The sequence below is a fragment of the Streptomyces sp. NPDC045967 genome (assembly GCF_056430495.1).
Map to the genome: position 1 here is coordinate 125,347 of NZ_JBWKLE010000012.1, position 19,438 is coordinate 144,784.

Genomic DNA, 19,438 nt, shown 5'->3' on the forward strand with positions numbered 1-19,438 from the left:
AGAACGGAATTGGCCTCTGATCTCAGCAACCCCCGGGGGAAAAACGCTCCTGCGGGGGGGGGGGGGGGGGGCTGTCCTCTCCCCCTCCCCCCCCCCCCCCCCCCCCCCCGCCGGCGCATTCCTCTCAGCCGGCCCGGCCGAGTGCGGTCAGTACGCGGTCCGGTGTCAGGGGGAGTTCGCGCAGGCGGTGTCCCGTGGCGTGGCAGAACGCGTTCCCGATCGCGGCCGCCGTCCCGACGATGCCGATCTCGCCGATCCCCTTGCTGCCCATGGGGTTGAGGTGCTTGTCGTGTTCGTCGATCCAATGGACCTCGATGTCCGGCACATCGGCGTGCGCCGGTACATGGTAGGAGGCCAGGTCGCTCTCCACGAAGTCTCCGAACACCCCGTCCATCGTGCTGTGTTCGGTCAGCGCCATGCCCAGTCCCATCACCATGCCGCCCTTGAACTGCGACCGCGCGGTGAGCGCGTTGAGGATGCGGCCGGCGGCGAAGACGCCCAGCAGCCGCCGTACGCGAACCTCCCCGGTGACCGTGTCGACCCTGACTTCGGCGAAGTGCGCACCGAAGGCGTGCCGGGAATAAGGGGACTTCTGCTTGGCGGACTGCGTGGTGTCGGCGGACGCGGACAGCCCCCCGGCCGGCAGCGGCCCGTGGTGGCGTTCCAGGCGGGCGGTCAGCGCGTCGCAGGCGTCGTGGACGGCCCACCCCCAGGAAGCGGTGCCCGAGGAACCTCCGGCGAGCGCGGCGGCGGGCAGGCCCGTGTGTCCGATGGCGACGGACACACGGTCGAGCGGAACCCGCAGGGCGTCCGCCGCGATCTGGGCCAGGACGGTACGGGCTCCCGTTCCGATGTCGGTGGCGTTGATGTCGACGCGGTAGCGGCCGTCGGGCAGGGCGTACGCCCGGGCGGTGGAGGGCGCGACGAGCACGGGGTAGGTGGCGGCCGCGACTCCACTGCCGATGAGGTGGGGGCCCTCCCGGCGCGGCTCGCGGCTGCGGGCCCAGCCGAAGCGCTCGGCGCCCTCGCGCAGGCACTCCACGAGGTGCCGGCTGCTGAAGGGAAGGCCGCTGTCGGGCTCGGTGCGGGGTTCGTTGCGCACGCGCAACTCGATCGGGTCCATGCCGAGGGCGTCGGCGAGCTCGTCCATCGCCGATTCCAGCGCGTACATCCCCGGCGCCTCCCCGGGGGCACGCATCCAGGACGGGGTGGGTACGTCGAGGGCGACGACGCGGTGGCTGGTGCGCAGGGCGGGCGCGGCGTACATGACGCGGGCCGGCACCGCGGCCTGCTCGACGAACTCCCGGACGCGCGAGGTGTGCGTGGTGACCTCGTGCGTCAGGGCGGTCAGGGTTCCGTCGGTCCGGGCGCCGAGGCTGAGGTGATGCACCGTGGGCGCGCGGTGGCCGACTGTGGCGGGCAGGTGGGCGCGTGGCAGGGCGAGCTTGACGGGCCTTCCGTAGTGGCGGGAGGCCATCGCCGCCAGGACCACGTGGGGGCGCGGTGTGCCCTTGGAGCCGAATCCGCCGCCGACGTGCTCGGAGACGACCGTGACGTCGTCCTCGCTCAACTCGAGCAGCGCGGCCAGCGTGCCACGGACGGGTCCTGCGCCCTGGCTGGAGTCGTGCACCGTGAGGTGGTGGCGTTCCGCGTCCCAGTCGGCGACGGCGGCGTGGGGCTCCATGGGGTGGTTGTGCAGGGGCGGCACGGCGTAGGCGCAGTCGATCCGTACGGGGGCGGCGGCGAGCGCCGCGTCGGGGTCTCCCTGCTCGCGGTGTGCGGGATGGCCCCCGTTGGCCTCCTCGGGGGCGTAGGCGCCTGGGTGGTCGGCGCCGAAGGTGGCGTCGTGGGGTTCGCGCGCGTAGACGATGCGTACCGCGTCGGCGGCGGCCCGGGCGCCTTCGGCGGTGTCCGCGACGGCCAGCGCCACGTACCAGCCGCGGTGGGGTACGCGCAGGTCCTGCAGGAGGCGCAGGGTCGGGTCGTCGGCCGCGCCGAGGCGGGGCGCGTCGTGCGGGGTCAGTACGCCGAGCACGCCGGGCAGGGCGGTGGCGGGCGCGGTGTCGATGGAGCTGACGCTGCCGCGCGCGATCGTGGCGGGCACGGGCCAGGCGTAGACGCAGCCCGGGGGCGTGTGTTCGGCGGCGTAGCGGGCGGAACCGGTGACCTTCTCGCGTCCCTCGCTGCGCCGGGCGGGGCTGCCGAGGGCGGTGGGGCTGTCGGCACGGGTGGGCATCGCGGGTTCCCTTTCGGCTGGGGCGGTCACGGCTGGGGCTGGGCGGGAGGGCTGCCGGAGGCGGAGCGGATCAGCGTGCCGAGGGCGTCGCAGGCGAGGTTCCGGGCGAGGTCGACCTTGAAGGCGTTGTCGCGCAGGGGACGGGCCGCGGCGAGCTCCGCGTCGACGGCTTCCCGTACCGTCTCGCCGGTGGGTAGGGCGCCGGTGAGGTGTTCCTCCGCGGTGGCGGCGCGCCAGGGCCGGTGGGCGAGGCCGCCGAAGGCAAGGGCGACGCGGCGGATGCGGCCGTCGTCGAGTTCGAGTACGGCGGCCACCGAGGCGAGGGCGAAGGCGTAGGAGGCCCGGTCGCGGGCCTTGCGGTACAGGGAGACGGCTCGGGGCGCGGCCGGGGGCAGGACCACGGCGGTGACGATCTCGCCCGGGCGGATGACCGTGTCCTGTTCGGGGTGCTCGCCGGGAAGCCGGTGGAAGTCGGCCGCCGCCACCTCGCGGGTACCGTGCTCGCCGCCGTAGAGCTCGATCCCGGCGTCCAGGGCGGCCAGGGCCACTGCCATGTCCGAGGGGTGGGTGGCGATGCAGTGCGCGGAGTGGCCGAGGACGGCGTGGTCGCGGTGCACTCCGTCGAGGGCCGCGCAGCCGGTGCCCGGTTCCCGCTTGTTGCAGGGCTTGGACACGTCCTGGAAGTAGGGGCACCGGGTGCGCTGGAGCAGGTTCCCGCCGGTGGTGGCGACGTTGCGCAGCTGACCGGACGCGCCGGCGAGGACGGCCTGCGACAGGGCGGGGTAGCGGGTGCGCACCAGCGGGTGGACGGCCAGGTCGGTGTTGGTCACACCGGCGCCGACCCGGAGCCCACCGGTGGGCAGCTCCTGGACGTCGTGGAGCGGCACCCGGGTGAGGTCGATGAGGGTCTGCGGGGTTTCCACGCCGTGCTTCATGAGGTCGACCAGGTTGGTGCCGCCGCCGAGGTAGCGGGAGCCGGGGTGGTCGGCGTAGGCGGCCGCGGCTTCCTGGAGGCTGGTGGCCCGCAGGTAGGCGAAGGGCTTCACGCGATCACGTCCCGGGGCGGCGCCTGGTCGGGGCTCTCGGTGCCGCCGCAGGCGGCGACGGCGTCGGCGATCCCGTTGTAGGCGCCGCATCGGCAGAGGTTGCCGCTGAGCCGCTCCCTGATCTCCTCGGCCGACAGGGCGGCCGGGCAGGTGGGGTCGGCGGCGGTGGCCGCATCGGTGGCGTACGAGGGGTGGCCGGCGGCCGCCTCGCGCAGCACCCCGGTGGCGGAGCAGAGCTGGCCGGGGGTGCAGTAGCCGCACTGGAAGGCGTCGTGGTCGAGGAATGCCTGCTGGAGGGGGGAGAGGGCGCCGTCGGCGGCGAGCCCTTCGACGGTGGTGATCTCGGATCCGTCCTGGGCCACGGCGAGGAGCAGGCAGCTGTTGGCGCGCCGGCCGTCGACGAGGACGGTGCAGGCTCCGCATTGCCCGTGGTCGCAGCCCTTCTTGGATCCGGTCAGGTCCAGCCGCTCGCGCAGGGCGTCGAGGAGGGTGACGCGGTTGTCCAGGTCGAGGGTGCAGGTCCGGCCGTTGACGCGGAGCGTGACGTGCGAAGTCGCGACCGGCGGGCACCCGACGTGCGGACTCTCGGCTTGCGCACGTGGCGGGCCTGCGGCGGAGGGCGGATCGGCCTGTTGCAGAGGATGGTGTACACGTGCAGCCACAGTTGTCCTCCATGTCGGGTTTTGGGAAGTATGACCTGTCGCCTTCCCCGACGCGGTGGTCCCACACGTCCGCGCAGCCGCGGCCCTCGGACACCGGCGGCCCGTCCAGGACGGTCCAGCTGGGCGGGGGTCACCACTCGGGGTGGACGTCGTGGCTGTCGTAGCGGTGACCGGCGGGGGTGGTCCAGGGCCGGAACCGGCCCGGACCGGTCGAGGCCGGGCTGTAGGTGACGACCTCGTGGGTGTCGTCGGTGACGATGACGGCGCCGGCGCTCTGGGCGCGTCGCAGGGCGTGGGTCCAGTGGGGGCCGTGTCGGCCGGTGACGTAGTCGGGGGTCTTGCATCGCGCCATGGGTTCGCCCCTTCTCCTTCGGTCGTGGACCGGCGCTGTCACGCGCAACCGCGTGGTCTGGCGTGATACCCCGGGCCGACCACCGGTATACCCGGGACACGGCCCGATTTCCGGCGGCGTGCACGCCCGTCGGGGCGAACGGTTTGCGCGCGGCCGCGGGGGTTGCCGGTCACCTCACCCTCCAGGGCGCACGAAGCCGCGCAACAAGCGGCCGAAGCGCTTTCGGGGGCCCGGGCGAGGGGGACGTTCGCATGCACCGTACGGCGACGCCGTTTGCGCGCGCACCGCCAGGGCAGGCGCTGGCCGGGCCGACCGAGCGCCATGGGTCCTGCGACACGTCAGACCGGGAAACGCGCACGGCCCGCGGTCCGCCGCCGAGAACCGCCCCCGACCCGCACCGTACCCACCGACGGAAGGATGCCCCCCGTGTCCCGGTCCATCGCTCAGCAGACCACCAGTCAACTCGGCGGCGAGGCCAGCGTGCTGTCGCGGCAGCGCCGCGACCACGCGGAACTCGAACGCCTCATGGAGTTCTACACATCCGCCGATGCGCCCGAGCCGGACCGGCAGGCGGCGCTCCGCGACGTCTTCCAGCTCACGTTCAGCCACGCTTTCGCCGAGGAGACCGTGCTGTGGCCCGCCCTGCGGCGGCTGGCCCCCGACGGCGAGGAGCTCACCTCGCACGTGGAGCAGGAGCACCAGCAGATCAACGACCTCGCGACCGAGATCCAGTCCACCGACCCGGACGACCCCCGGCATGATCGACTCGTCATGGAGGCGTTCGCCCTGATCCGCCAGGACATCCGCGATGAGGAAGACGTCCTGCTGCCCCGCCTCCAAGAGGCCGTGAGCAACGATGCCACCCGCCTGCGACGCCTCGGCACGGCCTGGGAGGTGGTGCGGCGTACGGCTCCCACCCGCCCGCACCCCGCCGTGTCACGACGGCCCCCGGGCAACGCCCTGGCCGGTGTCCCCCTCAGCGCCACCGACCGACTCCGCGACGTGCTCTCCCCCGCCTCCCCGTCGCGCAGCCGTGGCCTGGCCATCGCAGCCGCCGCGACGGCCGTCGCGGCGGCCGCCGGCCTGATCGCCGCCGTGCGCCGCAGGCGCTGAGCAGCGCACCGCGGATGCGGCCGGACGGCCGCAGAAGCCGGAAGCCGGAAGCCGGTGCGCACGGACCGCAGCGACTCTCGCGGAGAGCGGGATCCGATCGACACCGGCAGACCGGACGTGGGAGCGGCGGAGCGGGTAGGCGCCCCTCGGGGCAGACGCACGCTGGAGATGGCACAGTCGGTTCTTCGCAGCCGACGGGAGATGAGGCGGCCGTGAGCGACCGGACGGAAGACTCGCGGCGGATGCTGGTCGGGCTGTTGAACGCCAGCCACCTGCTGCGCTTCGAGCAGCTGCCCGCACGGGTCGGCGAGTACGCGGCCACCGCCGGTCTGACCGACGTGCGCATCTACCTCGCGGACCTGCAGCACGACGTGCTGCGCCTGCTCACCGGCCACGGCCTGGACGCCGGACAGGACAGTGGCGAGTACCCGGCGCAGCTGCCGATCGAGGGAACCGTGGCGGGCCGTACCTACCAGTACGGGCAGATCCTGCCGGCATCCGGTGAGGGGGAGGACGTCCACCGCTGGTGGATTCCGCTGCTGGACGGCACCGAGCGGCTCGGCGTCCTGCACCTGGCATCGGCGACGGATGACGACCACACCAGGCAGGACATCCTGGCGCTGGCGTCACTGGTGGCGATGCTGGTCGTCGGCAGCAGCGGCACCAGCGACGCCTACGCCCGGCTGAGCCGGCTGAAGCCGATGAACGTGGCAGCGGAGATGCAGTGGCAACTGATGCCGCCGCGGACCTACGCCGACGACCGCGTGGTCATCGGAGCGGTGATGGAACCGGCCTACCAGGTCAGCGGGGATGCCTTCGACTACGCCACCGCCGGCGACGTCCTCCACCTGTCGATCTTCGACGCCATGGGGCACGACACCGCCGCCGGCCTGACCGCCAACCTCGCGGTCGGCTCCTGCCGCAACCGGCGCCGGCAGGGCACCGGCCTCGCCGAGCTGGGGGACGCCGTCGAAAGGGTGCTGCTCGAGCAGTTCGGCCGCAGCCGCTACGTCACCGGCATCCTGGCCGACCTCGACACCTCCACCGGACTGCTCACCTGGGTGAACCGGGGACACCACCCGCCGGTCGTCATCCGCGGCGGACGCTGGGCCACCCGACTGCAATGCCCGCCGGCCCACCCGCTCGGTACCGACCTGGGGCTTCCCACCAAGCTGTGCCGGGAACACCTCCAGCCCGGCGACCGCCTGGTCTTCTACACCGACGGCATCACCGAAGCCCGCACGGCGAAGGGTGAGGAGTTCGGGCTGCGCCGCTTCACCGACTTCCTCATCCGCCACCACGCCGACGGCCTGTCCGTCCCCGAAACCCTCCGCCGCCTCATGCGCGCCCACCTCCACCACCACGGCGGCCGCCTTCAGGACGACGCCACCATCCTGCTGTGCGAATGGCTCGGTCCCCCCGCAGCCGGCACCGCACGCGCCGCACCGCTGGCCGGTGTCCCCCTGCCACCCGGCACACCCCCCACCGGCACGTGACCCGGGCGTCGGCAGGGCGAGACGAGCGCACGGGGCCCTGGAGCACGCCACCGAAAAAGCCGGGGCTGCGCAGCGACAGCTGCGCAGCCCCGGCTCGGTCCGTCAGATCCCGACTCGGCGGGTGCCGTGCGGGGTCAGGCCGGGTTGATGTTCTCCGCCTGCGGGCCCTTCTGGCCCTGGGTGACGTCGAACGTCACGGCCTGGCCTTCCTGGAGCTCACGGAAGCCCGAGGAGTTGATCGCGGAGTAGTGGGCGAAGACATCCGGGCCGCCGCCGTCCTGGGCGATGAAGCCGAAGCCCTTCTCCGCGTTGAACCACTTCACAGTTCCCGTAGCCATGTCTCATGCCTTCCAGTCGAGTACGCCTCCCGCGACGTGCGGAAGGCGGAGGTGATCGCCCTGGTTCCTGCGGCACAGCACAGCAAAAAGCCCACGCCAAGGCGTGGGCAAAGGGAACTTCCGAACCACGACAGCTGACGCAGACGGTACACGTCCGCACATGGTGTCACCACAGGAAAACGGACACAGGGCGCGCCTTTTCCCCGGACCGGGGGTACGCCGGGCCCCCACGGGGTTCCTCAGGGCGTCCCGGCCGGGGGCATGCGGATGGCGAGCACGGCCACGTCGTCATCGTTGTCGGCCGGCCGCGCGTGCTCCATCAAAGCGTCGGTGAAGGCTTCCAGCGGGTGACCCGCCAGACGGGCGGCGTGGTGGCGCAGCTGCTCCAGGCCGTCGTCGAGGGTGTGCTTGCGGGATTCGATCAGTCCGTCGGTGTAGAGCACGAGTGTGGACCTGGGCGGCAGGGGGTGGGTGGAGTCGGTGCGGGGCGTTCCCGTCTGGGTGCCCAGCAGGATGCCGGGGCCGCCTTCGAGGTAGCGGGCTCGACCGTCGTGGGTGACCAGGAGGGGTGGGGGGTGGCCCGCGTTGGTCCATTGCAGTCGCCAGTTCCCGCCGGCGCGGGCCTCGAGCCGGCCCATGATCATGGTGGCCGTGCCGACGTCGGTGATGTGGGGAAGGGCCTGGTCGAACCGCTCGACGACGGAGCTGGGCGGTTCTTGCCAGGACCAGGCGTAGGCCCGCAGGATGTTGCGGACCTGGGCCATGCCGGCTGCGGCGTCCAGGTCGTGTCCGGCGACGTCCCCGATGACCAGGGCGAGCGCGCGGTCGGGTAGCTGGAAGACGTCGTACCAGTCGCCGCCCACCTGGGAGGCGCGCGGTGCGGGCAGGTAGCGGGCGCTCATGTCCAGGCCCTGGATGCGGGGCAGGTGGGGCAGCAGGTGGCGCTGCATGGTCTCGGCGACCTTGCGCTGGCGCTGGTAGAGGCGCGCGTTGTCCAGTGCCAGGCCGGCTCGGCGGCAGAGGTCCTCGAGGAGGGGGATCTCGGCCGTGGTGAACGGCTCCGGCTGTCCGGATCGGCCCAGGGTGAGTGCGCCCAGGACCTCGCGCAGTCCGCGGATAGGGGCGATGACGGCGGAGTGGATGGCGGTGGCGTCGAAGAGCCTGCGCTGCTCGACGGCGACGGGAGAGTCGGGCGGGCCTTGGTACGTCTGCGGCGTGGCCAGGGTGGATCCGGCGCCGCGCAGGGCTCGCGACAGGGGCAGTGGGGAGGTCTCCGGTACGGAGAAACGCGTCCCTTGCAGGTCCTGCCTGCGCACGACGTGCCCGTTGTCGTCGTGGGCGACCAGGGTGCGCTGGACTTCGCCGCTCTCGATGACGAGGTCGATCACCATCCAGTCCGCCAGGAGCGGGATGACCAGCCGCACCAGTCTGTCCAGTGCCTCGCCGACGTCCAGGGTGGCGGTCAGCTGCGTGGTGGTCTCGGCCAGCAAGGCCAGCCGTTCCAGTTCGGGCAGCAGTCCTGCCTGGAGGGTGGCGACGGGCGGAGCCCCTCCGGAGGGGTCGTACGGGTGGAACACCACCAGCGCTCCGGTCTCCACCGGGGTGATGCGCAAGGGGGTCACGAGCCACGACGCCGTCAGCAGCGAGCCGTCCCCGCATGCGAAGAAGTCCCGCTCGCCCTGGCGGACCCGGCCGGCGACGAAGGCGGCCATCATCGGGCACCGGCTGCGGGGCATGCTCATCCCGTTGGCCTGCCGGTGCAGGAGATCGTGCGCGTCGTGCCCCAGCAGTTCTTTCGCGCAGCGGCCCAGCAGCATCTCCGCCTGCGCGTTCACCGCGACGATGAGACCGTCGGCGTCCACCGCGTAGGCTCCCGCCCCCAGCCTGTCCAGCGCCTCGCCCAGCAGGCGCTGCAACACCGAGAGGCGCTCCGGGGGGCCGGTCGCCCCGGACGGACTGTTCATCCCCGCACCTCCACGCTCCCGGTTCAGCCATCGCGCCCGGTGCCGGCGCCCTGCCGGGCGGCGGGTGCTCGTCACGGCATCGGCAGCCGCACGCGGGCGGTGCTGCCGCTGCTCGGGGACAGCTGATTGACAGCGGGAAATGTACACGCCCGGCACGGATGTCCGGGGCCTGATCACCGGCCGGCCCCCATGTCCGGAGCTCGATCATCGCCCTCACGCCCGGGCTCCTCACCCGCCGCGGCGTGCTGCGGCGTCCCAGCCTCCGCAGGGTGACGGGCCCTCGGCCGGGGTGGTGGTGTCGGAGGCGACCGTCAAGACCCACCTCCACCACACGATGACCAAGCTCGATCTGCGCAGCAGGGCCCAGGCCGTCGTCGTGGCCTACGAGTCGGGACTCGTCACCCCCGGCCGGCCGCAGCCGGGTCCGGAGCCGGCCGGCCGGCCCCACCACGCCGCACCGCGGCTGCGCCGCCCGAACCGGCGCCCCGCTTCCGCCCCACCCCCGCCCCCGGTCCGAGGCCCGGTAGCGGGGAGCGGCGAGCCGGTCTCGGACCAGCGGTTCGTCAGTGCCGTGAGCGAGGCCGCGGTCCGGTCGAGTGCCGCGTCGTCGGATCTGACCGTCTTGTTCAGTTCGACGTGGAGGAAGCGCACCTTCTTGTCGGCGGCGAGTCGCCCCTGTTCGTTCTCCGTTCCGGCGAGCTTGCACCGTGCCCCGTAAGCCGGGCAGACCTTCAGCCCGGCTCGCCGCAACTCCTCGGTCAGCCGTCGCGCGTCCGCGACGGCCGCCTCGCCGACGCCCGTGGAGATCACCGCGTCCTGACCGGGGAACGACTCGTTGGCGAAGCCGTGGAGCTGGACACCGGGAAGCCCGCGCCGTGTCAGCTCGTCGACCACCGCGTGGAAGACGGAGTCGTCGCGGTGTGCCACGTCCGCCGCGCCGTCCTCGGCCGCGTTGCGGTGGGCGCCTGCGAGCACCAGCACCCCGCCGGGCGCCCCGCGGAGCACCCGCGTGCCGAGCACTTCCGTACGGGCATCGGCGACGGGGTGCGGGACCTGCACCGACCAGCGGGGCGGGCTGGAGAGGTCGACGTACACGCGGCCCCAGCCGCGGTTCGCCGAGCCCGACGCACCGACCGCGTCCGCCACCTCCGCGTACCGGCGTCCGCTGGCGGCGTCCGTGACGGTCAGAAGCGTGAAGTCGATGTCGGCCAGCCGAGCTCGTGCGGCGTCCTGGTCCCCGTCGAGCACGAGCGCCACGGCCTGCGTGAGTACGAGCCGCTCCGCGCGGGTGGGGATGCGATATCCGCCTCGTTCCCCGAAATCAGCCGTGAACCGGGTGACCCTCTCCTCGAGGTCCGTTCCGGCCGACGGCCGCGGCTCGACGCCGGCCGGGCCTGGGGAGGGTGACGTGCTGGGGTTCATCGCCAAAAGCATCAAAGCAGCACAAAGCACCGTCAAGGCGCCGCACAGTACTGCAATCGTTACCCGGCTGGTCGATGGTGCACTCATAGTCATATGAAAATATCGGAGTGATGACCTCCGCTTCTCCTCCCGTCTGCCTCCGGGCCGCGCGAAAGCCCGCCCGTCCGGCTTTCGCCGATCGGGCTGCGGCATTCTGGATGCTCCAGGAGGCGGACGGGCCGCCCTCCCCCGGCGGAGGCCCCCGGCTCGGACTCCGGTCGCGCCGGACGACGCCCCGCAGGACGGCGACACACTCCTCGGGTGCTCCGCGGTGAGCTGAGCCGACGGCGGCTGAACCACGAAGCCGCGTCAACGCCCGCACGCGCCGCACGACCTCCTTCCCAGCCGCAGGCCCGCCCCGCCCCGGGGCCTGGCATGGCCCGGACACGGAAGTGCGCGGCGTTCAAGCGTCCGCCCCCGACACCACACGCATGTCCGAACACCGGAGCCGGTGCCTGGCCGCACCGGCTCCCGGACAGACAGAACCAAGAGGAGCCTCCGTTGGCCGCGTCGCGATCGAGTCGGCGGCGCCGTGCCCGCCGCAGAGCGGACATGTCGCTGCTGGGTGGCATCCGGCCACCCATCGCGGCCCTGTCGGCCCTGCTGCTCGCCCTCGCCGCCCTCACCGCGTTCCAGCTCGGCCGCGTGGGCGATGCGGCCGTGCCCCCGGCCGTCCTGAGTTCGCAGCAGTACTTCGCCGAGGACGGTGCCATAGCCCTGCGCGCCTCGCTCGACGAGAGCATCACCGACCTCGGCCGCACCGCCTCGTTCTTCAGCGCGGGCGAGCCTGTCTCGCCCGACTCGGTGCTCGACAAGCTGGGCGCCGTCTACCAGAAGTGGCGCGGCATGGCCGTCGTCGAGATCAAGTCCGGCCGTCTCGAAGCGCAGCGCGGCGAGAACCTGCCGCTCTCCGCCATCGATCTGACCGGGTTGAACGGCAAGGCCGCGCCTGCTCCGCGCATGGTCCGGCTCGAGAGCGGCGAGACGCGCCTGCTCACCTTCGCCGTGCTGTCCTGGCCCAACCGGCCACAGCAGCTCCTGATCACCTCCAGCAGCCTGAAGGTTCCGGTCGCCAGTGCCGGCAAGTCCCGTGCGATAGCCGTCCTCGACTCGTCCGGCGAGGTCCTGAGCAGTGACGGCGCCGCCGACTCCGAGCACATGCGCCAGCAGCTCGGCTCGTTCGCCAAGACCACGGCCCAGGAGGCTTCCCAGCACCCGCTGCAGGCCAAGGAGCCCGGATCCGGCGGCTTCGCCGGGGTCAGTGGCGGCCTGCTGGGTGACTCCACGGACGGTCAGCGCTTCGTCGCCGGATACGCCCGGCTCGCCGGTTCCGAGCCGGGCGTGGGGACCGACGCGACGGCCCTCGGCCTCACCGTCCTCTCCCTGGTCGGCGTGGCCGAGGAGCGTTCCGTCGCCGTCGACTCCTTCTTCTGGATCTCAGCGGCCGGCGCCCTCCTCGTGCTCGGCGCGCTGGCCGTCGTCCTGCTCGTGCTCACGGTGCAGCGCCCGCTGCTCGGGCTGTTCCTGGAAAGCCGCCGGATCGGTCGTGGTGACCTGCGCCGCCCCGTCACCGTTCCCAGGTTCGGCGAGACCGCCCGGATCGGCGCGGCTCTCGACCGGCTGCGCCGCCAGCTTCTCGGTGAGCCCGGTTCGCCACCCCCCGGCGCCAAGACCGGCCGGCGCGCGCGCATCGGATCCCGGGCGCTCATCGCGGCGTGCGGCCTGCTCCTGCTGGTCTGGTCCGCGCCGCTCCTGTTGACGCTGAACCGTGCGGGCGCATCCGTCGCGGTCCCCCGGACGATCGTCGAGGACCAGCGCGAGCGCACCGACACGATGGCCGACCGCGTGCGCCGTGCACTCAACGAAGGCCATGCCGACCTCAGCTCCGTCGCCTCCGTACTGAGTGCCACGAACACACCGGCCGACATGACGAAGGTGCTGGAGCGCACCCGCGCCCAGCACGGCCGTTACGAGTCCCTCTACGTGCTGAAATCCGACGGCACCCTCCTGGCCCAGGCGGGTGGCAAGCCCCACCACACCGGTGGCAAGCCCCCCTCGGGCCATGCCGTGACCGTCGTCGAAAGCGGCAATCAGCCGGTCATCACCGAGTACGCCGAAGCACCCGCCCTGGGCGGCGCGTCGGTGGTCGGCGAGCTGCGCATCGACTTCCTCAACGCCATGCTCAAGCGGCCCGGGCTGGGCCAGGTCCGCGTGCTCGACGCCAAGCGCCGGGTGCTGGGCGGCGACAACGGCTACCTGGCCTTCTCCAGGCTGCCCGAGAAGCGGCTCGATGCCCTGGCGGCCAAGGCCAACCGGAAGTCGGACAACGGTCCGCGCCCGAGCAGCGTCCTCCTCCGAGAGGGCGGCGCCGTGTCGGTCGCCGCTGCGGCTCCCATGACCGGTGGCGGCGTGGCCCAGCCCCTGGGGTGGACCGTGGTGACCTGGCAACCAGTCCAGGGCCTGGACATCCCCGCGTACACCCTCCAGAACCGCACGGTGCTGGCCGGTCTCCTCGGGCTCACCGGCGCCGCCGCCTGCCTGGGCTGGATCCACATCATCGTCGTCCGGCCGCTGCGTGATCTCACCGCGCGCGCCGAGGCCCTCGCCGACGGCGACCGCCGGACCGTCCTCTACCCGACCCACCACGACGAGGTCGGCGCCGTCACCCGCAGCCTGGAAGTCATCCGCCAGCAGCTGCTGGAGCAGCGCAAGCGCGAAGCCGGCGCCGCGCCGGACACCGCGTCCGGACCGAACGGCGGCCGCGGCGTCCCGGCCGGAAGGAACTGATCCCCCGTGCTCTTCCTGTACTGCGTGCTCCTCCTGTGCTGCCTGGTCATGCTCGTCGCAGGCATCGTCGAGCAGCGGCGGCACTTCGCCAACCTGGCCCAGATCCGAAACAGGGTTCTGGTCAACGGCATCCGGGGCAAGAGCTCCATCACTCGGCTGTGCGCGGGAGCGCTGCGCGGCGGTGGGCTGAGGACGGTCGCCAAGACCACCGGTACCGCGGCCCGCTTCATCCACCCGGACGCCACCGAAGAGCCGGTCTACCGCAAGTTCGGCATCGCCAACGTCGTCGAGCAGATCGGCATCGTGCGACGGGCGGCGGCCTACCGGCCGGACGCGCTGGTCATGGAATGCATGGCGGTCATGCCTGCGCTCCAGGAGATCAACCAGTCGAAGCTCATCCAGTCGACCATCGGCGTGCTGTGCAACGTTCGTGAGGACCACGTCGCCGAGATGGGCCCGACCCTCGACGACATCGCGCGTTCCCTGTCCCGTTCGATGCCGCACGGCGGCATCTGCGTCACCGCCGAGAAGGAGCGCTTCGACGTCCTGCAGAAGGAGGCCGACGCGCGGAACTGCCGGCTGATCTACGCGGACCCCGACACGGTCAGCGACGAGGAGCTGCGCGGCTTCAGCTGGTTCACCTTCAAGGAGAACGTCGCCATCGCGCTCACCGTCGCCGATCTCCTCGGCGTCGACCGCGAAACCGCCCTGCAGGGGATGTACGACGCGCCGCCGGATCCGGGCGTGCTCTCCGTCGAGCGGTACCAGACGCCCGACGGCCGCAGGGTGCGTTTCGCCAACGTCTTCGCGGCGAACGATCCCGAGTCGACGCTGATGAACATCAACCAGCTCCTCGACCTCGGCGCGATCGACCGCCCCTTGAACGTGGTGATCAACTGCCGCCCCGACCGCGTCGAACGCAACGGCCAGATGGGCCAGATCATCCCCGACCTGGCGCCCGACAAGGTCTTCGTGATCGGGCATCCCGCCAAGAGCGCCATCGACGCGATCCCGGCCGAATGGCGTGCGCGCGCGGTGGACCTGGGAGGCGACCAGCGCGACGGCGAGGAGTTCATGCACGAACTGCTGAGCCACCTCGGTGAGAGTTCCTCGCTGGTCGCCATCGGCAACATCCACGGGCAGGGCGAGATCCTGCTGGAGCACCTCGCGGAGCTTCCCGCGTTCGAGGAGGACGCCGACGGGGCGGCCGCCCCGGGCGGGCCCGGAGCGCCCGGCGGCCACGCGCAGGCGGGGCCGCCGGCCCACCTCCCGCAGCACCTGACGCACCTCGACCCGTACGCGGATCTCACCCCGGCTCAGGAGGCGCGGTTCACCCCGCCGCCCGTACCCCGGCAGTACGTCCATCCCCGCTACCCGTACGAGCAGAGCGCACCGTACGAACAGGGCGAGTCGTACGAGAAGCCGCAGAACGGCCACGACCCCGAGGTCCCGTACGGGCGCCAGGAACCGCAGGACCGCCGCCCGGAGTGGCGGCCCCAGCAGCCCCGACTCCACCCGCCCCAGGAGCCTTGGCCGAGCCGGCCCCGGGAACCGCAGCCGCCCTACCCCGCCCCGCACTGGCAGAACCCAGGAGAATCCCGTTGATCCCCGCAGTCCTCACGCCCGAGATAGCCGCGATCGGCATCGCGCTGGGCCTGCTGTTCTCCCTGGTGTGCTACCTGACGACGAACCTTTCGCCCGGCGGGATGATCACCCCGGGCTGGCTCGCGCTCACCCTCATCGAGGACCTCCAGCGCGCCGCGCTCGTCGTGGGCGTCACCGTCCTGACGTACCTGCTGACCCTGGTCACGCAGAGGTTCGTGATCCTCTACGGCAAGCGGCTGTTCGCCGCCGTCGTCCTGATCGGCGTGCTGCTCCAGGCCACCGTCGTCATCGTGCTCCAGATGCAGTTCCCGCTGCTCTACGCGAACCAGACGCTCGGCTTCATCGTCCCCGGCCTGATCGCCTACCAGCTGATCCGCCAGCCCAAGGGCGCCACGCTGCTCGCCACCGGCTCGGCGACCCTCATGACGTACGTCGTCCTGACCTCAGGCATCCTGCTCGGATTCCTGCCGCACGCCTGACGAGCACTGCCCGACCCGATCACCCGCGTCGTTCCCGGAGCACCCGATGACCGCCAGACCCGCCCGCCGCACCCGCCCCGTCCTGCACGCCACCGTCGTCACGAGCCTGCTGGTCGCCAGCGCGTACTGCACGTACGAGCTGCGCAAGAAGGAGCAGGCCACCGCCCCCGTGGCGCAGCTCGTGACCGACCAGGGGCCGCAGGGCGGCGCCACGGGCGGTCTCGACGGCGCCCGCAGGTGGGACCGGTTGAAGAACCCCGAGCGCTCGGTGCTCCGCAGCGCGGACGGTGCCGTGCTCGCGACGTTCACGGACGGAGCCCGCACGGCCACGCTCACCGGGAAGAACCGCACCTTCACCGAACCCGCCACCACGCAGACCCGGGTCGTCACCGACACCTGGGTCCGCCTGCTGCCGGAAAGCTGGCGCAACGGGGCGGAGCGCGAGCAGTGGTTCCAGGACTGGCTCAAGAAGTACTACGGCAGCGAAGAGGACGACCTGTTCGCCATCGCCTTCCAGTACGGGCACCAGGCTCCGGTGAAGAAGGACGCCGCCGGAGTGGCCTACGCGGGTGACGCCTCGTTCGGACCGATCAACCCGAAGGGATCCGAGGGCAACGACCTCCGCCTGGAACAATCGGACTTCTACGACTACCTGGGTACCCCCTACACCTTCCGCAGCGGCGCCACGGAACGGCCGGAGAAGCTGAAGTACCGGGCCCTGGACTGCTCGGGCTTCATCCGCGCGGTGTTCGGCTACCGCAGCCGTTTTCCGCTGATGGCCAACGACACGACCGGCGACGGCCTCCCGCGGAGCGCCAACGGGATGGCGCGCGCGAAGATCGGTGTCGACATACTGCCGCTCAAGGGTGTCTCCGCACAGGACCGGCCGGCTTCCATCGACGTGTTGCAGCCGGGTGACCTGGTGTTCTTCAAGCTCGACGCGCGCACGGGCGAGCGCCTGGACCACACCGGCATGTACCTCGGGAACGACACCGACGGGCACAAGATCTTCATCTCGAGCCGGGAGGAAGCCGACGGCCCGACCATCGGGAACAAGGGAGGCGCCTCGCGCCTCGACGGCAACGGCTACTACGCGGGCACCCTGCGCAGCGCGAAGCGGCTCTGACCGGCGGTTCGTTCGTGGCGCGCGGAGGCGGGCCGGCAGACGGGTTTGCGCGGGGCAGTCCGTGGCAGACGGATCAACATCGCACCGGTTCGAGCGAGTTGCCCCGTAGCCCCCCGAGAAGGGACCCCTTCCATGTCCGACGCGCATCACTCCCAGGCGTCCACCGCCTCCACGCCGGCCAAGACCGGCAACGGCCTCGCCGTTGCCGCGCTCGTCACCGGCATCGCGTCCCTGCTGCTGCTCTGGCTGTGGTTCGTGGGCATTCCGCTGGCACTGGTGGCCATCGGACTGGGCGTAGCCGCCCTCCGCAAAGCCCGCCGGGGTGTCGCGGGCGGCCGCGGCATGGCCATCACCGGCCTGGTCCTGGGTGCCGTGACGGTGGTGATCGCGGGAATCCTGGTCGCCGTCGGCGTGTCGATCCTCAACTCCGACGAGGGCAAGGACCTGCAGGCCTGCCTCAACACCGCGCAGACCCAGCAGGAGAAGCAGGAGTGCTCGAACCGCTTCAACGACGACATCGATGACTGACACCGCGCCTCCCCGGCCAGGAGCCGGCTCCCGCACCCCTGTGACGTCCGCGCTCCTCGACGCGGACAGCACGGGGGTGCGCGATTCGGCGGCCGTGATGCGGCGGTCGATCGAGATCAAGAGCTTGTGAGGAGTGAGTAGGTGAAGGGCTTCCGCAGTTTCATCCTGCGCGGCAACGTGGTCGACCTGGCCGTCGGCATCGTCATCGGGGCAGCGTTCACCGCCGTGGTGAACGGCTTCGTCGGCGCGTTCCTGACCCCGCTCGTCGGCCTGGCCGCCGGCGCCACCGGCGACATGAGCCGCAAGACCTTCACCGTCGGCGCCACCGAGTTCCCCTACGGCGCCTTCATCAACGCGGCGATCAGCTTCCTCCTCCTCGCCGGCGCCCTGTACTTCCTGGTCGTGCTCCCGATCAACAAGCTGCACGAACGCCTCGCCCCCCATCAGGACGTGCAGGCCCCGAAGCGCGACTGCCCGGAATGCCTCAGCCCCGTCCCTGCCCAGGCCCGACGCTGCGCCTCCTGTACCGTCCCGCTGCCCGCCCTGCCCGCCCAGGCCGGCGAGACGACCTAGCGCGCCGGGTGACGGGCCCCTCCTTTGATCACGGGCCGGAACGGGCCACGTGCGTGTCGTAACGAGGGCAGCTCCCCCGCGCCTGGACTTGGACCATCCTCCTGGGAAGACAGGTCGAGCTGACGTCGCACGCGCCTCCAGCTGATCATGGACCGGCGTATGCGGCCTCACGCGACGGTCTCCGGTTGCCGAAGGGATCACAGCGGGCCCGTCCGGCGTTGAACCGTCAAGCGGTGCGCTCCGCACAAGCACACTGGGCCGCCCATGGGACGAGGAGGATTTCGATGAACGCCGTCGAGGAGAAGCGGCACGAGCTGGACGCTGTCAGCATCCTGAACGCGAAGAGGACGCTGATCCAGCTGCTTGCCCGGGCGGGGGTCTCCACCGGCGACGCGGAGGGCCTGATCGCCTTGGTCGAGGCGGGCGCCCTTGCCGAGGCGTACGAGACGGTCGGCGCGCTCGGAGGGGCCGTGCCGGGGGACAAGGGCGAGCCGTACGAGTCCGGCTGGCTGGACGGCGCCCGCGCCGTCACCGACGGACTCGCTGCGGTCGTTGCCCGGGCACTGCGGCAGAGCGCCGACCCAGAGGGGCCGACCAGCGCCCCGGAGGCCCGGCCGCCGGTCCGGCGGATGGAGGTGGAGCGCACGAAGGTGGCCGCCACATCGCTCTATCTCACCTTCACCGCCGTCTCCGATCTCGACCCCGAGGTCACCGAACAGGTGCTCGGTGCCGTCCTGCGCACGATGACCCCCGGGCAGCGGGCCGGGTACGCCGGCCGGCTGGCGGAGTTCGCCGCGGCGCACCAGGCGCGTCTGGAGCGGCTGTACGTGGAGTACGGGCCGGGCAGTGCCACCGCCATCCACGGCCGCTACTCACTCCTGCACTCCCCCACCAGCGTCGCCGTACTGGAGCGGCTCGCCACGACCGCGACCGCGCTACGGGAGGAGTGGGACGCCGCCGAGCTGCCGCCCGTCTGGCTGGACGGTCTGACGAGGGCCTGGAGCGCGGAGGGCTGACCGCGCGGCGTGGAACGGGCACGCGCACCGGGTGCGCCGTACCGGCTTCGTGCGCGGCGACCCCGCTGCTGGGCGTCCTTCGCTCCGGCATGGCCCATGCGGGTCTGCGCGGGCCTGTGGCCTCCGCCCGGTTCGCCGTCGTACGGCTGACCGATGACCAGATCCGGAGAACGCCACCGGCCATAGTCGCCGTCGCACTCGCCGCCCGGAACGGGCTCGGCCCCGGCCAGCGCCACGCCGCTCGACGCGCCGGCCGGTACGGGGGCGTCGGGCCCCTTCCCCGCGGCAAGGGCGGGTGAGCCCGGGCCCGCGTGCTTGCCCGTCGCGGGAGGGTTGAAGGGGCGAGGAAAGGACAGGCGCCAAGTCGGCAGTACTCGAAACCAGTGCAGGGAGCGTTGTCATGGATCCACGGGAACGGAAGGACGGCAAGTCACCGCTGGAGCGTGTGACCGGCGAGAACGACGTGACCCCCGAGGAGGAGCGGCAGCAAGCGGCGCGGTCCGGCGGAACGGGCCGGATGCAGGACGCGGCGCACAAGATCAAGGAGGCGGCACGGGAGGTCATGGGAACCGGAAAGCGCGAAGCGACGCAGGGCACTCAGGAGCAGCGGGACATGCTGCGCGGACGCCGTGACGGATCAGAGCAATGACGGCAGA

The 19,438-nt window shown here is 72.1% G+C and carries 17 protein-coding genes and 1 pseudogene; 11 read left to right on the forward strand and 7 right to left on the reverse strand.

The window, feature by feature from the left end; translation table 11 throughout:
- Positions 1-124: 124 nt before the first annotated feature.
- From AC07FY_RS22730 to AC07FY_RS22745, 4 genes are all read right to left on the reverse strand, one after another.
- Positions 125-2,236 carry a xanthine dehydrogenase family protein molybdopterin-binding subunit gene (locus AC07FY_RS22730; protein WP_479008937.1) on the reverse strand — a complete coding sequence of 704 codons (2,112 nt, stop codon included), beginning with the start codon at positions 2,234-2,236 and terminating at the stop codon, positions 125-127.
- 26 nt (positions 2,237-2,262) lie between these two features.
- Positions 2,263-3,282 (reverse strand): FAD binding domain-containing protein, encoded by a 1,020-nt coding sequence (locus tag AC07FY_RS22735; protein ID WP_479008939.1) that lies wholly within the window; start codon positions 3,280-3,282, stop codon positions 2,263-2,265.
- Positions 3,279-3,920 carry a 2Fe-2S iron-sulfur cluster-binding protein gene (locus AC07FY_RS22740; RefSeq protein ID WP_479009089.1) on the reverse strand — a complete coding sequence of 214 codons (642 nt, stop codon included), beginning with the start codon at positions 3,918-3,920 and terminating at the stop codon, positions 3,279-3,281. The genes AC07FY_RS22735 and AC07FY_RS22740 overlap by 4 nt, the downstream gene beginning before the upstream one ends.
- 154 nt (positions 3,921-4,074) lie before the next feature.
- A complete protein-coding gene (locus tag AC07FY_RS22745; protein WP_479008941.1) occupies positions 4,075-4,296 on the reverse strand; it encodes a hypothetical protein in 222 nt (73 codons plus the stop codon).
- Positions 4,297-4,722: 426 nt separating this feature from the next.
- On the opposite strand from AC07FY_RS22745, the gene AC07FY_RS22750 reads away from it, so the two are divergent.
- On the forward strand, positions 4,723-5,409 hold the full coding sequence (locus AC07FY_RS22750) for a hemerythrin domain-containing protein (RefSeq protein ID WP_479008943.1): 687 nt from the start codon (positions 4,723-4,725) through the stop codon (positions 5,407-5,409).
- A 242-nt stretch (positions 5,410-5,651) separates the two neighbouring features.
- Positions 5,652-6,905, forward strand: coding sequence for a PP2C family protein-serine/threonine phosphatase (locus AC07FY_RS22755; protein WP_479009091.1), 1,254 nt, complete (start codon positions 5,652-5,654; stop codon positions 6,903-6,905).
- Positions 6,906-7,039: 134 nt separating this feature from the next.
- Here AC07FY_RS22755 and AC07FY_RS22760 read toward each other — a convergent pair whose 3' ends face one another.
- Both AC07FY_RS22760 and AC07FY_RS22765 read right to left on the reverse strand, forming a co-directional pair.
- Entirely contained in the window at positions 7,040-7,243 is a 204-nt protein-coding gene (locus tag AC07FY_RS22760) for a cold-shock protein (protein WP_019072426.1), read from the reverse strand.
- Between the two features lie 239 nt (positions 7,244-7,482).
- Positions 7,483-9,207, reverse strand: coding sequence for a PP2C family protein-serine/threonine phosphatase (locus AC07FY_RS22765; protein ID WP_479008946.1), 1,725 nt, complete (start codon positions 9,205-9,207; stop codon positions 7,483-7,485).
- Positions 9,208-9,502: 295 nt separating this feature from the next.
- Between AC07FY_RS22765 and AC07FY_RS22770 the strand changes: the two are divergent.
- Positions 9,503-9,616 (forward strand): annotated as a pseudogene (locus AC07FY_RS22770) (LuxR C-terminal-related transcriptional regulator); the annotation flags it as partial.
- On the opposite strand, the gene AC07FY_RS22775 reads toward AC07FY_RS22770, so the two are convergent.
- A complete protein-coding gene (locus tag AC07FY_RS22775; protein WP_479008948.1) occupies positions 9,589-10,629 on the reverse strand; it encodes a hypothetical protein in 1,041 nt (346 codons plus the stop codon). The pseudogene AC07FY_RS22770 and the gene AC07FY_RS22775 sit on opposite strands and share 28 nt — an antisense overlap.
- 591 nt (positions 10,630-11,220) lie before the next feature.
- Between AC07FY_RS22775 and AC07FY_RS22780 the strand changes: the two genes are divergently transcribed.
- The 8 genes from AC07FY_RS22780 to AC07FY_RS22815 all read left to right on the forward strand — a co-directional run bounded on the left by AC07FY_RS22780 (position 11,221) and on the right by AC07FY_RS22815 (position 19,431).
- Positions 11,221-13,455, forward strand: coding sequence for a HAMP domain-containing protein (locus AC07FY_RS22780; RefSeq protein WP_479008950.1), 2,235 nt, complete (start codon positions 11,221-11,223; stop codon positions 13,453-13,455).
- Between the two features lie 6 nt (positions 13,456-13,461).
- Positions 13,462-15,060 (forward strand): poly-gamma-glutamate synthase PgsB, encoded by a 1,599-nt coding sequence (gene pgsB / locus AC07FY_RS22785; protein ID WP_479008952.1) that lies wholly within the window; start codon positions 13,462-13,464, stop codon positions 15,058-15,060.
- The gene (locus AC07FY_RS22790; protein WP_479008954.1) at positions 15,057-15,539 is read left to right on the forward strand and encodes a poly-gamma-glutamate biosynthesis protein PgsC/CapC; all 483 of its coding nucleotides are present in this window, start codon (positions 15,057-15,059) and stop codon (positions 15,537-15,539) included. Before pgsB ends, AC07FY_RS22790 begins: the two co-directional genes overlap by 4 nt.
- Before the next feature lie 46 nt (positions 15,540-15,585).
- Positions 15,586-16,665 (forward strand): C40 family peptidase, encoded by a 1,080-nt coding sequence (locus AC07FY_RS22795; protein ID WP_479008955.1) that lies wholly within the window; start codon positions 15,586-15,588, stop codon positions 16,663-16,665.
- 132 nt (positions 16,666-16,797) lie between these two features.
- Entirely contained in the window at positions 16,798-17,193 is a 396-nt protein-coding gene (locus tag AC07FY_RS22800; RefSeq protein WP_479008957.1) for a DUF4190 domain-containing protein, read from the forward strand.
- 141 nt (positions 17,194-17,334) lie between these two features.
- A complete protein-coding gene (gene mscL / locus AC07FY_RS22805; RefSeq protein WP_479008959.1) occupies positions 17,335-17,766 on the forward strand; it encodes a large conductance mechanosensitive channel protein MscL in 432 nt (143 codons plus the stop codon).
- Between the two features lie 284 nt (positions 17,767-18,050).
- Positions 18,051-18,782 carry a hypothetical protein gene (locus AC07FY_RS22810; RefSeq protein ID WP_479008961.1) on the forward strand — a complete coding sequence of 244 codons (732 nt, stop codon included), beginning with the start codon at positions 18,051-18,053 and terminating at the stop codon, positions 18,780-18,782.
- Positions 18,783-19,182: 400 nt separating this feature from the next.
- Entirely contained in the window at positions 19,183-19,431 is a 249-nt protein-coding gene (locus AC07FY_RS22815; RefSeq protein WP_479008963.1) for a hypothetical protein, read from the forward strand.
- Positions 19,432-19,438: the final 7 nt, after the last annotated feature.